Annotated in this window: 13 protein-coding genes; 4 read left to right on the forward strand and 9 right to left on the reverse strand. The window is 46.0% G+C overall.

Features of this window, described 5'->3' with window-relative positions; translation table 11 throughout:
* Window positions 1-87: 87 nt before the first annotated feature.
* The 6 genes from lcfA to zapA all read right to left on the reverse strand — a co-directional run bounded on the left by lcfA (window position 88) and on the right by zapA (window position 7,335).
* Window positions 88-1,767, reverse strand: a complete 1,680-nt coding sequence (lcfA, locus tag M0696_RS14300; protein WP_222143302.1) for a long-chain-fatty-acid--CoA ligase LcfA — start codon at window positions 1,765-1,767, stop codon at window positions 88-90.
* A 188-nt stretch (window positions 1,768-1,955) separates the two neighbouring features.
* Complete coding sequence (locus M0696_RS14305) at window positions 1,956-2,360, reverse strand: DUF350 domain-containing protein (protein ID WP_003222485.1); 405 nt, start codon at window positions 2,358-2,360, stop codon at window positions 1,956-1,958.
* Window positions 2,361-2,374: 14 nt separating this feature from the next.
* Window positions 2,375-4,732 carry an endonuclease MutS2 gene (locus tag M0696_RS14310; RefSeq protein ID WP_222143303.1) on the reverse strand — a complete coding sequence of 786 codons (2,358 nt, stop codon included), beginning with the start codon at window positions 4,730-4,732 and terminating at the stop codon, window positions 2,375-2,377.
* Between the two features lie 20 nt (window positions 4,733-4,752).
* The gene (gene polX, locus M0696_RS14315; protein WP_222143304.1) at window positions 4,753-6,465 is read right to left on the reverse strand and encodes a DNA polymerase/3'-5' exonuclease PolX; all 1,713 of its coding nucleotides are present in this window, start codon (window positions 6,463-6,465) and stop codon (window positions 4,753-4,755) included.
* Window positions 6,466-6,537: 72 nt separating this feature from the next.
* Window positions 6,538-7,071: a CvpA family protein gene (locus M0696_RS14320; RefSeq protein ID WP_003222477.1), complete on the reverse strand. Its 534-nt coding sequence runs from the start codon at window positions 7,069-7,071 to the stop codon at window positions 6,538-6,540.
* A gap of 6 nt (window positions 7,072-7,077) precedes the next feature.
* A complete protein-coding gene (gene zapA, locus M0696_RS14325; protein ID WP_166849891.1) occupies window positions 7,078-7,335 on the reverse strand; it encodes a cell division protein ZapA in 258 nt (85 codons plus the stop codon).
* Between the two features lie 133 nt (window positions 7,336-7,468).
* Here zapA and rnhC point away from each other — a divergent pair, with 133 nt between their 5' ends.
* A complete protein-coding gene (gene rnhC / locus M0696_RS14330; RefSeq protein ID WP_222143305.1) occupies window positions 7,469-8,410 on the forward strand; it encodes a ribonuclease HIII in 942 nt (313 codons plus the stop codon).
* Window positions 8,411-8,445: 35 nt separating this feature from the next.
* Here the strand turns inward: rnhC and pheT are convergent, their stop codons facing one another.
* Both pheT and pheS read right to left on the reverse strand, forming a co-directional pair.
* Entirely contained in the window at window positions 8,446-10,860 is a 2,415-nt protein-coding gene (gene pheT, locus M0696_RS14335; RefSeq protein WP_248602084.1) for a phenylalanine--tRNA ligase subunit beta, read from the reverse strand.
* A gap of 15 nt (window positions 10,861-10,875) precedes the next feature.
* The gene (gene pheS / locus M0696_RS14340; RefSeq protein ID WP_041905775.1) at window positions 10,876-11,910 is read right to left on the reverse strand and encodes a phenylalanine--tRNA ligase subunit alpha; all 1,035 of its coding nucleotides are present in this window, start codon (window positions 11,908-11,910) and stop codon (window positions 10,876-10,878) included.
* An 81-nt stretch (window positions 11,911-11,991) separates the two neighbouring features.
* Between pheS and M0696_RS14345 the strand changes: the two genes are divergently transcribed.
* Window positions 11,992-12,198, forward strand: a complete 207-nt coding sequence (locus M0696_RS14345) for a hypothetical protein (protein ID WP_129507979.1) — start codon at window positions 11,992-11,994, stop codon at window positions 12,196-12,198.
* A 66-nt stretch (window positions 12,199-12,264) separates the two neighbouring features.
* Here M0696_RS14345 and M0696_RS14350 read toward each other — a convergent pair whose 3' ends face one another.
* On the reverse strand, window positions 12,265-13,011 hold the full coding sequence (locus M0696_RS14350) for a TrmH family RNA methyltransferase (RefSeq protein WP_166849883.1): 747 nt from the start codon (window positions 13,009-13,011) through the stop codon (window positions 12,265-12,267).
* Window positions 13,012-13,129: 118 nt separating this feature from the next.
* Between M0696_RS14350 and sspI the strand changes: the two genes are divergently transcribed.
* Window positions 13,130-13,345: a small acid-soluble spore protein SspI gene (gene sspI, locus M0696_RS14355; protein WP_166849881.1), complete on the forward strand. Its 216-nt coding sequence runs from the start codon at window positions 13,130-13,132 to the stop codon at window positions 13,343-13,345.
* A 68-nt stretch (window positions 13,346-13,413) separates the two neighbouring features.
* Window positions 13,414-14,532 carry a CdaR family transcriptional regulator gene (locus tag M0696_RS14360; protein WP_222143307.1) on the forward strand — a complete coding sequence of 373 codons (1,119 nt, stop codon included), beginning with the start codon at window positions 13,414-13,416 and terminating at the stop codon, window positions 14,530-14,532.
* Window positions 14,533-14,547: the final 15 nt, after the last annotated feature.

A 14,547-nucleotide genomic window follows, 5' to 3' on the forward strand; every position in this document is an offset into this window, starting at 1 on the left:
ACTATTCATTCATAATTTCATGATAAAAAGGATTTTCGGCTTTGTCAAGTTTATTCGCAGGTGTTCTCTATTTTCTTATGTCATATGTTATTTGACATGATGATTTTCTGCTTCTTCAAGTAAACGTCTTCTCAAAATTTTTCCGACTGCTGTTTTCGGCAGCTCTTTTCTGAACTCATAGGCTTTCGGCACCTTGTAAGGAGCGAGGCGGGATCGCGCAAAACTGTCCAATTCTTCTGCATCGGCTTTTGCGCCTTTCTTTAACACGACAAATGCTTTTACTGTTTCTCCCCTGTAGGAATCGGGTACACCGGCAACGACAATTTCTTGGATGGCTTCATGTTCATAAAGCGCTTCTTCTACTTCACGCGGGTAAATATTATAGCCGCCGGCGATGATGATGTCCTTCTTCCTGTCGGCAATATAGAAAAAGCCCTCTTCATCCATATAGCCCATGTCTCCGGTGAACAGCCAGCCGTCTCTCAGTACAGCGGCGGTTTCCTCCGGTTTGTTCCAATATCCTTTCATGACTTGCGGACCTTTTACAATGATTTCACCATGTTCATACGGCGCGGCAAGCTCACCCGTCTCTTCCGAATAGATCGCTGCATCAGTACTCGGCCAAGGACAGCCAATACTGCCTGGCTTGTTTTTCCCCCAGATAAAATTAGCATGTGTCACTGGAGATGCCTCAGACAAGCCGTAGCCTTCCACAAGCTTTCCGCCAGTCACCTTTTCAAATTTCTGCTTTACCTCCACAGGAAGCGCGGCTGATCCGCTAAGACAGCTTTTAATGGATGACAGATCATAATGCTGCAATTCGGGGTGATGCAAAAGGCCAATATAAATTGTCGGTGCGCCCGGAAAGAGCGTCGGTTTTTGTTTTTCGATGATTTTGAGCGTTTCGAGCGGATCAAACTTAGGAAGAAGAATCATTTCGAAGCCTAGTTTAATCGAATAATTCATCACTGCCGTCAGTCCGTAGACGTGAAAAAATGGGACGATGCCAAGCACTTTTTCAGCCCCTCTCTTCACATCGTACATCCAAGCGGAGCACATTTCAGTGTTGGCTAAAATATTTTGGTGCGTGAGCATGACTCCTTTTGGAGCCCCCGTTGTTCCTCCGGTATACTGGAGGACAGCAATATCATGCTCAGGATCGATCTTCGGGATTGTCAGGAGCTCAGTTTTTTCCTCCCTCATACTGGAAGAGAACATGTGAATGTGATCTTTTTTGTCAAAGTCAATATGCACTTTTTGTTTTTGTGTCAGCGGGTAAAGAATATTCTTCGGAAAAGGCAAATAGTCTTTTACGCTGGTTATCAAAATCTGATCAACAATTGATAACGTTTTCATTTTTATCGCCTTCGGGAAAAGCAAATCTAAGGTGATGATTACGCTTGCCTCAGCATCTCTAAGCTGGTATTCAAGCTCATGCTCGGTATAGAGCGGATTCGTCTGCACCACGATGCCGCCGGCAAACAAGACGCCATAATAAGAAATCACTGCTTGCGGGCAATTGGGCAGCATGACAGCCACTCTGTCTCCTTTTTGCAGGCCATTGCCCTGCAAAAAAGCTGCGAGTTTAAGAGCATCCGTCAGAATGTCATGAAAGGTGAGTTTTTTTCCATAAAAAGATATTGCAGTTTTGTCAGGGAATTGTGCGGCGGAGTCTGTCAGGATGGATTGCAGGGTTTTGTTCGGCAACGGAAGCTCATGCGGGATATTGTCGGGATACTCGGCAAGCCACGGCTTTTGAGACTGCATAAAACCTCCCCTTTCGGTTTTTGAGTTCCACCCTATCATTATAGCAGATGGACAGCAAAAAAAAGAAAAAGAAAGGTAAATCTTTCTTTTTCTCATAATACGAACAGATATATAAGACCAATTAACAAAAAGATTCCCGCCGCGGCGAGCAGTACTTTTGCAAGCTTTTCCATCTATTCTCCGTCCCCTTATATTCCGGCTGCCACCACAAATGAAAGCCCGACAGAAATGACAAATGAAATAAAGCCGACAGCCCGGTTATCATTCTCAATTTCCTTATCAATTTTAAACCGAGGAGTCAAAAATTCAAAAATAAAGTAGCTGAGCAGAAGCATAACAAACCCGTAAACGCCCCAGCCGATCATTTGCAGCAGAGAATTGTGCTGGGAGATGGAGTGCTGAAATACGTTTGCGATTCCTAAAATTTTTCCGCCGGTCGCCATTGCCACCGCAAGATTTCCTTTTTGAATCTCTTCCCAGTTTTTATAAGCCGTCACCAGCTCAAACACAGTCAAAAAGAGGACGAGGCAGAGAACCGCGACACTGTAATACGCCGCGATTTCCACAAGCTCGTTTTCCCAAAAATCACTCATGGCCATACTCCCTTTTATTTTAGTTCAACAACCGTTACGCCAGATCCTCCCTCACCTGCTTCACCAAAACGGGCGCTTTTGACGCTGCGGTGGTTTTTCAGAAGATCCTGCACGCCTTTTCTTAAAGCGCCGGTTCCTTTTCCATGGATAATTGACACTCTTGGATATCCCGCTAACACTGCATCATCCAAGTATTTTTCTACACGGCTGAGGGCATTTTCATAGCGTTCGCCGCGAAGATCAAGTTCAAGCGATACGTGATAATCCTTTCCCTTAACCGCTGTAATGATTTTTTCTTTTTTCGGTTCCGGGGCTGATTTGATAAACTCCAAATCTTTTTCTTTTACTTTCATTTTTAAAATGCCGATTTGAACATTCCATTCATTGCCGCCGGTTTTTTCGAGCAGTGTTCCTTTTTGCCCAAAGGTGAGGACTTTCACCTCATCACCTGGTTTGAAGTCGCGTTTTTGCGTTTTCGGTTTTTCTGGTTTTTTGGACTTTTCAAAGGTAGGAACTGCGCCTTCTAACCGTTTCTTCGCGTTGATCAGCTCGTGATCCTTAAAGGATTTGTGTTCTTCCTTTATTGAGCGCAATTCATGAATAATGTCTTCGGCTTCTTTTGTTGCCGCTTTTACTTTTTCAGCCGCTTGCTGTTCAGCCTCCTCGAGCATTTTGTCTTTTTTGCTGTTGAGCTCGATGATTTGCTGTTGCAGCTCTTTATGCAGCTTTTCGGCTTCTTTTCTGATTGATTCTGTCTCAGAAAGCTCTTCTTCCGCACGTTTTTTGCTTTGTTCCAGCGACGCAATCATCGTATCGACTTCGTTATGCTCGGCCGTCATTTCTGACTTCGCCTGCCCGATGATATGGTCCGGGAGTCCAAGGCGTTTTGAAATTTCGAAGGCGTTGCTTCGTCCCGGCACACCAATTAAAAGTTTATAGGTTGGCGACAGCGTTTCGATGTCAAATTCGACGCTTGCATTCATGACGCCTTCTCTGTTATAACCGTACGCCTTCAATTCAGGATAATGCGTCGTAGCTAATACTCTTGCATTGGTGCGATGCACGTCATCCAAGATGCTCATAGCGAGGGCCGCCCCTTCCTGCGGGTCTGTCCCTGCGCCCAGTTCATCGAAGAGCACTAGGCTGTTCTCATTGACATGTTCTAAAATGCCGACAATGTTCACCATATGGGATGAGAACGTACTTAAGCTTTGCTCAATCGACTGTTCATCGCCGATATCAGCGAATACATGCTCAAATACCGCGGCTTCTGACCCTTCATTTGCCGGAATATGAAGACCGGATTGCGCCATCAAAGTTAACAGGCCTAACGTTTTAAGGGTGACTGTTTTCCCCCCGGTGTTTGGCCCTGTAATGACAATGGTTGAAAAATCGCCGCCAAGCTCGATGTCATTGGCAACCACCTGATCAGGCGGAAGCAATGGATGGCGGGCTTTTTTTAAACGGACAAAGCCGTTGTCGTTCATAATCGGTTTTGTCGCTTTGACCGCTTTTGCGTATCTTGCTTTTGCAAAAATAAAGTCCAGCGTCTGCAGTATGCGCAAATCTAGAAAGAGCTCTTCTGTGTGTTCAGCCGTTTGCTCTGTCAGCACGCGCAAAATTCGTTCAATTTCTTGTTTTTCTTTCACTTTCGCCTGCTGAAGCGAGTTGTTCATATCGACAATCGCCTGTGGTTCAATGAATAGTGTCGCGCCTGAGGAAGAAGTATCGTGCACAATTCCTCCATAGCTTGACCTGTACTCTTGTTTGACCGGAATCACAAAGCGGTCATTCCGAATCGTGACGATCGTATCAGACAGCATTTTTGAAGCGGAAGAAGAGCGCAGCATTGACTCTAACCGTTCTCTGATTCTCGATTCAAGTGTTCTGAGCTGTGTGCGGATTCCTCTTAATGTTTCCGACGCGTGATCAAGCACTTCTCCGTGATCATCGATGCAGGAATTAATGTCCCTCTCTAAATCGGACAGCGTGATAAGCTGTTCCGCATGCTGATAGATCAGCGGTATATCGACGCCGTCTTCAGCCATTTGGCTGATAAAATGTTTCATTTGTTTAACTGCATAAAGCAGGCCTGAGATTTCAGTGAATTCTGAGGGGCTGAGAACGCTGCCGATTTCGGCCCGTCTTAACGCTCCTCTGATATCAGTAAGGCCGCCAAATGGTGCCTGGCCTCTCAGCCGGATAATGGCAGAAGCTTCGTCTACTTCATCCAGCTGTTTTTTGATTTCATCTATAGAAGCAGAAGGCTTAAGCTCGAGAAGCATTTCTTTTCCGAGCGATGAAGCGGCATGCTCAATAACCTGTTCTTTCACTTTTTGAAATTCAAGAGCTGATAATACTTTTTGCTGCACGATTGTGTGAGCCTCCTTACTTAATCGTTGCGCTTCAGGAATGCCTCTACGTCTTCAAGCGATCGGGCATTCAAAACGTTTTTCGTTTCCGTCCATCCTTTGCGCGCGGCAGTAACGCCAGTTTTCATATCGTCTAACATCTCAATATTATGGGCGTCGGTATTAATTACCAATGTAACCCCTTGTTCGTTTGCTTTGATTAAATGTTCTGTGCGCAGATCGAGACGCGCAGGGTTGGCGTTGAGTTCAAGCGCCGTATTTGTTTTCTTCGCAAGCTCAATCAGCTTATCAATATCAATTTCGTAACCGGCCCGTCTGCCGATAAGGCGTCCGGTCGGATGTGCGATAATGTCAACATGCTTGTTGGTCAGTGCCGTCTCAAGCCGTTTCATAATGACGTGTTCCGGCTGATTAAAGCTGGAATGAATCGATGCAATGACGATATCCATGTCTGCCAGCACGTCGTCATCATAATCAAGCGTGCCATCAGGCAGGATATCCATCTCGACACCTTTTAAGATACGGAAATTCTCAAATTCCGCATTAAGTGCGTCAATCTCTTTTGCCTGCTGCTTGAGTCTTTCTGCAGTCAGCCCGTTGGCGACCTTTAAATATTGCGAGTGATCGGTGATCGCCATATATTGATAGCCTTTATTCATGCATGCTTCGGCCATCTCTCTGATCGAAAACGCGCCATCGCTCCACGTTGAGTGCATGTGGAGATCTCCTTTGATTTGCCCGGACTGTATCAGTTCAATACTGTCGCTGTAAGTTTCCACTTCTTGCCCGCTTTCACGGAGCTCCGGCGGAATCAGCGGCAATCCGAAGTGCGCATAAAATTCACGTTCACTCGGGAATGTTTTGATGTCTCCTGTTTCAACTGTCTCGACGCCGTATTCACTGATCCGCTCCCCGCGTTCTTTCGCGATTTGGCGCATCTTAATGTTGTGATCCTTTGATCCTGTAAAATGATGAAGTGTTGTCGGAAACTGCTCTTCCGTCACAAGACGAAAATCGACGCTTGTTTCATATTCAAAGGAAAGGATGACAGACACCTTCGTATCTCCGCTCGCGATCACGCTTTTGATGTTTGGCAATGCAAGAAGCTGCTCTCTTACTTCAGCCGGATGATCTGTGGCAATGATATAATCCAGATCCTTCACCGTTTCCCGCGCTCTGCGTAGACTTCCGGCACGAGAAAATTTAATGATATCCGTAAATTGAGAAAGATGCTCTTCAATGTCCCGGGCGATCCGGAGGGCGTAGCCGATCGGGAACCGCTCAGGCTGTTTTCCAGCTTCTCCGAGCGCTTGTAATATTTTTTCTTCTGATTTTTTGCCGAAGCCCGCAAGGCCTTGTACCTTTTGCTGTTCACAGGCTTCCTTTAGAGATTCTGCATCATGTACGCCGAGCTCTTTATACAGCTTTGCGATTTTTTTGCCGCCGAGCCCCGGCAGCTTCAATAAAGGCACGAGCCCTTCCGGCACTTCTTTCTGCAGCGATTCGAGCGTGCTTGACTTTCCTTCATCTATATACTCTTTAATGACGCTGTACGTTCCTTTTCCAATGCCGGACAGCGACATCATATCGTCCATTTCTGATAAGCTGCGGTCGTCCTGTTCCAGGGCTGCCGCTGCTTTTCGGAAGGCTGATACTTTAAACGGGTTGTCCCCTTTGAGCTCCATGTAGACTGCAATGGTTTCAAGCAGCCGGATAATATCTTTTTTATGCATACAATAACCCCCAGACGTTCACATATGTTTCCATCATACTCGAAAAAAACTTCTCCGGACAAGAGAAGTTTTTTATGCCCCGTACTGTGTCCACAGCTCTTCTAAAAGCCCTGACAAATACGGTGTATGGTTAATGATCACATTTGCGAGAGACGATTGCCCCATCATTTGCTGCAGAGCATCTACCGGAAGCACGGATGCGACATACAGCAGCACAAATGTAAATAAATAGACTTCTAGAAAACCGAGAACGGCGCCCAGCACCTGGTTGATTTGTTTGATCACCGGAATGCCGGCTACAATACTCAGGAATGAGCCGATGATTCTCAGTAAGATTTTAGCGATGATAAATAAAACGATAAACGCAATCGCATTATAGTAGGCCGCTTCCAAATTTCCCGTAAAAAAAGAAAGAGCCGGCTGTCCCGCTGAAAAGTCGGGTGCGGGAATCCACTTTAAATGCGGCGCCACATTTTTATAGAATAAAGCCGCAAAGGCGATCGATAGAATAAAGCTCGTCAAGCGGATAAACTGCAGGATAAAACCGCGTTTTAACCCCAGTAAAGTCCCCATCAGGAGCAAGATTAAGATGATGATATCTAGCATAGTTGTTCAATCCTTTTCTTTAAGCTGACGCTCCAGTTTCTCATATTTCTCTTGTAATTTGACATAATCGTGCACCACATTTACCGCTGTCAGCACTGCAAGTTTATTTATATCAAGGTATGGATTTTTTTCATTGATTTCTCTCATTTTATCATCAACAATTCCGGCGACATACCTCATATGGGCTCTGCTTTCTTCACCGATAATCGTGAAGTGCTGGCCGTAAATGTCAACGGTTGTTTTTGTTTTTTTGCCGTCAGACAACGTTTCTCCTCCATTCCGTGAGAATCCTAGTTCTTATCATAACACGTTTATTAAATGAATGGAAAGACGAGCCTCCCGCTGTTATGATACACTGGTATATACAGCGAAAAGTGTAAAAAAAGGAGATTATTACGTGTCCCATTCTGTGATAAAAGTATCGTTGTCTGCTATTGACCAAATGAAAACGACGTACAGCGGTTCGCTTACTGCCTCTGTTCCGCAGGGAGCCGTTTTTCAGGCGAAACCGCCAGGCTGTACCATTACAGCATATAAATCCGGCAAAGTCTTGTTTCAAGGCAAAAACGCAGCTGTAGAATCCGCACGCTGGGGAACAGCCGAGCCGCAGGAAAAGAAAAAAACGGCCAAAAAGCCGGCCGATCCCCGTTATGCCCCTCCGGCAGATATCGCCGGCATGTCTGTTATCGGCTCTGATGAGGTCGGAACCGGAGATTACTTTGGCCCGATGACGGTTGTATGCGCGTACGTCGACAAAACCATGCTTCCTTTAATGAAGGAACTCGGTGTTAAGGACTCTAAAGACTTAAAGGATCCGCAAATCATTGAGATTGCCCGAAACCTCATCAAAACCATTCCGTACAGCCTGCTGGTGTTAAAGAACGAAAAGTACAACAGCATGCAGGAAAAAGGCATGAGTCAAGGGAAAATGAAGGCTTTGCTGCACAATCAAGCCATCACCCATTTGTTAAGAAAAATGGATGGGGTAAAGCCTGAGGCCATTTTGATTGACCAATTCGCTGAGCCAGGCGTCTACTTCAATCATTTGAAGGGCAGAGACATTGTGAAGGAGCGGACCTATTTCAGCACAAAGGCTGAAGGCATTCACTTGTCAGTCGCCGCCGCTTCAATCATTGCAAGATATTCGTTTTTAATGGAAATGGATAAACTGTCGCGTGAGGCAGGAATGATACTTCCGAAAGGGGCCGGCCCGCACGTGGATGAAGCGGCTGCGAAGCTGATTCTCAAAAAAGGGGCATCCGCTCTCAGAACCTTTACAAAACTCCATTTTGCCAATACGCAGAAAGCGCAGCGCCTTGCCGATAAAAAACGTTCATAGAAAAAAGCTTGCAGAGAAATCTGCAAGCTTTTTTATTAGCCTCTCAAAACAGCCTGGTATGTGTCTTCTAACGCTTTCAGCACTTTGCTGTGCGCCTTTGTCACTTCTTCTTCAGTCAGTGTTTGTTCAGGATTGACATATTGAAGTGAGAAAGCAACTGACTTTTTGCCTTCCTCCATATGCTCGCCTTCGTATACGTCAAAGACAGATACTTCTTTCAGAAGCTTGCCTCCAGCCTCTTTAATGACGCTCTCGAGCTGGCCGCTTGTGACGGATTTATCTGTTACAAGCGCGATATCACGTGTCACAGACGGATATTTTGGAATCGCCGTATAAACAAGCGGCGCTGTATCCGCTGCGAGCAGCGCATGAAGATCAAGCTCAAACACGTATGTCTCTTTTATATCCAGTTCTTTTTCCAATGAAGGGTGGACTTGGCCGATGAAGCCTATTAGAGAACCATTCAATAGAATGTTCGCTGTTCTGCCTGGGTGCAGCTGTTTGCGTTCAGATTGAACAAATTCAATGCTGTCAAGGACGTTCAGTTTATCTAACAGTCCTTCTACGATTCCTTTGGCGACAAAGAAATCAACCGGTTTTTTCTCGCCCTGCCACAGCTGCTTGCGCCATAATCCCGTAACAGCTCCTGCCACGCGTTCTGTTTCAACAGGTTTTGTGTCCTCTTCCTTCGTCAGGAAAACGGAGCCGACTTCGTACAATGCCACTGAGTCCGTCTGTCTCGCCAGGTTGTAAGAAACGGAGTCAAGCAGATTCGGAACAAGACTGTGTCTGAGAATGCTTCTTTCTTCACTCATCGGTAGCGCGAGCACAGTGTTCAATGATTTTTCAATCGCAAACGCTGCCGCTTTCTTCTCGTTTGTCAGTGAGTAAGTGATGGCTTGTGATAAGCCTGCGCCTTCAAGAAAACGTCTGACTTTACGGCGTTTTGCCTGATACGGCGTTAATCCGCCTGTTGTTCCTGCTGTCTCAGGAAGCGTAGACGGAATGTTATCGTAGCCGTACAGTCTTGCCGCCTCTTCAATTAAATCCTCTTCGATTGTAATATCACCGCGGCGTGATGGCACTGTCACAACGAGAAGTTCATTCGCTTCACCGACAGTAAAACCAAGACGCTTGTAAATGCTGATGAGTTCTTCTTTGCTGATTGTCATGCCGAGAACGTTGCTCACTTTGTCAGCAGATACATGAATGTTATTCGCTTCGATTGTCAGGTTGTCTTCCTCAACCGTTCCACTAAGTACTTCACCGCCGGCATACAGATGGATCAGCTGTGCAGCCCGTTCTGCTGCAAGACGTACACGCGCAGGATCAATGCCCTTTTCAAATCTTACGCTTGATTCACTTCTCAAACCAAGGTCTTTGGAAGCCTTGCGAACCGTCTGCCCATTGAAGAACGCAGCCTCAAGCAAAATCGTTTTCGTATCTTCCTGAACTTCTGACTCTGCTCCGCCCATGACACCGGCAACGGCTTGCGCTTTCGTTCCGTTCGTAATGACAAGGTGATCAGCAGATAGCTTTCGTTCTTGCTCATCAAGGGTTACGATCATTTCATTTTCAGCTGCTTTTCTTACTACGATTTCCTTGGAGCCGAATCTGTCATAATCAAACGCGTGAAGCGGCTGTCCGTATTCCAAAAGGACAAAGTTTGTGATGTCGACAACGTTGTTGTGCGGGCGAATGCCTGCATTCATCAGCTTCGTCTGCATCCAAAGCGGTGATGGAGCAATCGTGACGTTTTTAATGATTTTTGCAGTGTATAGCGGGTTCGCTTCTTGGTCTTCGACTTTGACAGCGATGTAATCAGACGCTTGTTCTGATGCAGCCTGATAATCCGTTTGCGGCAGTTTCACATCTGTGTCTAAAATCGCTGCAACCTCGTAAGCAACACCAAGCATGTTCATAGCATCCACACGGTTTGGCGTTAAACCGAGCTCAAGAATCGCATCGTCAAGCTGTAAAGCTGCTAAGGCATCGCTTCCTGTTTCAGCGTCATTCGGGAATACGAAAATGCCTTCTGCATACTCTTTTGCCACAAGCTTGCTTTCAATGCCAAGCTCCTGTAAAGAACAGATCATGCCGTTAGATTCTTCACCGCGAAGCTTTGCTTTTTTGATTTTGAAATTGCCCGGCAGCACCGCTCCGACTCTTGCAACTGCGACTTTTTGTCCTTTATCCACATTCGGCGCGCCGCAAATGATTTGTACAGGTGCTTCCGCTCCGATATCCACAAGGCACTTATTCAGCTTATCAGCATTCGGATGCTGCTCGCGCTCCAGCACATGGCCGATGACAACGCCTTTGATGCCTTCTCCTTTGTATTCAATTCCTTCAACCTCAATGCCGGCTCTTGTAATCTTTTCAGCAAGAACAGCCGGGTCCATGCCTTTTATATCAACATAATCCTCTAACCATTTATAAGAAACAAACATCCTAGCATCCTCCTCTTACGCCTGTTTAAACTGCGAAATAAATCTGACATCGTTTGTATAGAAGTGGCGGATATCATCAATGCCGTATTTCAGCATGGCGATGCGCTCAACGCCCATTCCGAATGCGAAGCCCTGGTATTCCTTCGGATCAAAGCCAGCCATTCTAAGCACGTTCGGGTGAACCATGCCAGCGCCGAGGATTTCGATCCAGCCAGTTCCTTTACATACTGAGCAGCCGTTTCCACCGCACTTAAAGCATGTCACGTCTACTTCTACTGAAGGCTCAGTAAACGGGAAGAAGCTTGGGCGGAGTCTGATTTCACGGTCTTGCCCGAACATTTTTTTCGCAACGAGTTCAAGCGTTCCTTTTAAATCACTCATGCTGATGTTTTTGTCAACGACAAGCCCTTCAATTTGCATAAATTGGTGAGAGTGCGTCGCATCATCGTTATCGCGGCGGTATACTTTACCCGGACAAATGATTTTAACCGGCCCTTTGCCTCCATGCTTTTCCATCGTCCGTGTTTGCACAGGAGAAGTTTGCGTTCTCATCAAAGTTTCCTCTGTGATGTAAAAGCTGTCCTGCATATCGCGCGCAGGGTGTTCTTTCGGAAGGTTGAGCGATTCAAAGTTGTAGTAATCCGTTTCAACCTCAGGTCCTTCTTCGACTGTGTAGCCCATGCCGATAAATAAATCTTCTATTTCTTCAATGACAACAGTGAGCGGATGGCGGCCTCCGACTGCGACAGGGTTCCCAGGCAGCGTGACATCGATTGTCTGTCCTGCAAGCTTCTGCTTCATTTCCTCTTCTTCAAGCTTCTCGTTTTTGACAGCAATTGCATTGGCGATACGCTCTCTTACTTCGTTCGCGAGCGCGCCCATTTTCGGACGTTCCTCAGCAGAAAGTTTGCCCATTCCGCGCAGCACTTCTGTAATCGGCCCTTTTTTTCCGAGATATTGCACCCGAATATCATTGACAACCTTTAATGAGCTTGCCGCTTCTACTTGTTCTAAAGCTTCTTGTTCCAGCTGTTTTAGCTTTTCTTCCATTTTGCATCCTCCTTTTATGTAAACAAACCGTTATATGTCTTTGGAAAACAAAAAAAACCCGTCCCTTGTACAAGGGACGAGTTGTGGCCGCGGTACCACCCTTATTTCAGACAGACTGATGCTGTCGTCAGCTTCATTGACATAACGGAATCAGATTCCGGTTCACCTTTACGCGCAGTGTGCGCGGTCCCGGTGACAACTCAAGAGGTGAAGCCAATTTCCGGCTGCGTTAAAAATGCTCTCAGTCAGCGGCATTTTCTCCCTGGAAAGCAGTTGATCAGAAATTGAGATCCTCTGTCACGGTTTTTCAAATATTATGTTCTATTATAGAGAAATCCAACGCTTCGCGCAACACTATCCTCGCAAGTGGTACATGAGGATGGCAGCTGCAATCGCAACGTTCAGTGATTCAGCCTGTCCGTAAAGCGGCACGTACAGGTTCAAATCCGTTTTCTCCAGCAAGGCAGCATCCACCCCTGCGCCTTCATTTCCTACAATGAGGGCAAAGGATTCAGCCTGAGACATATCCCGGTAAGGCACTCCGTTTTGCAGCGCCGTGCCGTACACTTTTACGCCCTCTGCCTTCAATTCATCCACATATGTATGCAGGTTTCTTCTCAATACAGGGATATGAAAGTGAGATCCTTGCGCAGATCGCAGTGTTTTTCCGTTATAAGCATCCGCCGTGCCGTCACCGAGCACAACCGCATCTAAACCAGCCGCATCAGCCGTCCGAATCATCGTGCCAAGGTTTCCCGGATCTTGAACAGCGTCAATCAGCAGCACCCGCTGAGGCAATGCCAGTTTTTCTTCAGGCATATGGCACACAGCGGCGATCTGCTGAGGCGTTTCGGTTTCAGTAACAGCTGAAAACGCATCTTCACTCAGTACGTAGCACTGGATGCTCACATCTAGATCAGACGGAATTTTCGTCTCATCCTTTACAAGGATTTCTTTCACCATGCCCGGGCTCTTCAACGCCTCTTCAACAAGATGTTCTCCCTCTATCAGAAATGTATTCGTTTTTGTTCTTTCTTTTTTCGTGTGAAGCTTTTTCCAATCCTTCACTTTTTGGTTTTTTGCCGATTCTATTTGTTTCACTGTCAGTGTGGCTCTCCTTTTTTTAACATGATGTTATTATATCGCAAGAACAGCACATAATAAACCAGGAGCAGGGTTAGAATATGCGTATTACATTTTAGAAAAAGGAGCGTTTTACATGGATCTTAATTTACGTCATGCCGTCATTGCCAATGTAACCGGCAATAATCAGGAGCAGATTGAGCATACAATTGTGGATGCGATTCAAAGCGGTGAAGAAAAAATGCTTCCGGGGCTCGGCGTTTTATTCGAAGTCCTTTGGCAGCACGCATCCGAAGATGAGAAAAACGAAATGCTAAAAACGCTTGAAAGCGGATTAAAACCCGCCCAATAAGACATGAAACCGGGTGACAGCGCCCGGTTTTTTTCTTATATAATAAAAACATGATGAGGGGGATCGCCATGTTTTTACAGCCGTTATTAGCGAAAAAAATCATTGCTGAAGTCAAAAAAATGTACCAACGCGAAGTCATTATTGTGAACACAGATGGTCTTATTATGGCAAGCACAAATGATGAACGGGTCGGACAATTTCATGAAGGAGCGCTCATCTGCGCAAAAGAGAAACACAACGTCATTATTACAAAAGAAGATGAAAAGAGATTAAAAGGAGTGAAGGCAGGCCTGAATCTCCCTGTATTTTCTGACCGGGATGTGATCGCCGTCTTCGGGCTGACAGGTGAGCCTGCTGAGATTCAGCCTTATGGGGAGCTGCTTAGGAAAATGACAGAGCTGTTCATTAAAGAATCGTGGCATTTAGAGCAGTCGCAATGGCGTGAGAGAATGCTGGAGTCCTTTATGATCGATTGGCTGCAATTAAAAGAGTGGTCTCCCGGTTTTCTTGAGAAAGCCCAGCTTCTTGGAGTTGACCTTTCCTCCCGGCGCCAAATGATTCTCATTCAAGGGTATGAGTGGTCACCTCATGATATTAAGCAAATGACACATATCTGGAAATCTGCGTACCCTACGGATATGTTCGTCAGGTGGGGAAATGAACGGATTCTGATCAATCACGAAGTGCCAAAGCATGAACAAAGGGACCGGTTATTGCAGGAGCTTCTTCATATTTGTTCGTTTGCTCAGACCGCGAACAGCCGATTTGCAGCAGCTGGAGCCGGAAGGCCTGTGGCTAGCTCCAGCCTGACAGACTCCTACGAGCAAGCGGAAAAAGCGCTGGCTGTCAGCCTTAAGCGAAAAATGCCCGTATTCGAAGAGGATCTGAAGCTTGATATGTGCCTGACTGAGATCAGCCCGGATACCCGAAATGAATTTCCGCAAAGAGTATTCCGGGAGGCGCTTCAGCATCATGAGCTTATGAATACGATACGGACTTTCTTTTATCACGATTTGTCTTTGAAACAAACCGCTGAAGACATGCATATTCACATCAATACATTGCGTTATCGCCTGTCTAAGGCTGAACAGCTGACGGGTCTTCGTTTTGGCTGTACAGAGGATATCGTCACAATGTATGTTGCACTCTTTTTTTTAGATCAAGATACAAAACAGAGAGAGTTTTAGTTTCATTTTTTATAT

This window comes from Bacillus rugosus (assembly GCF_023238245.1).
Classification (GTDB): Bacteria; Bacillota; Bacilli; order Bacillales; family Bacillaceae; genus Bacillus; species Bacillus rugosus.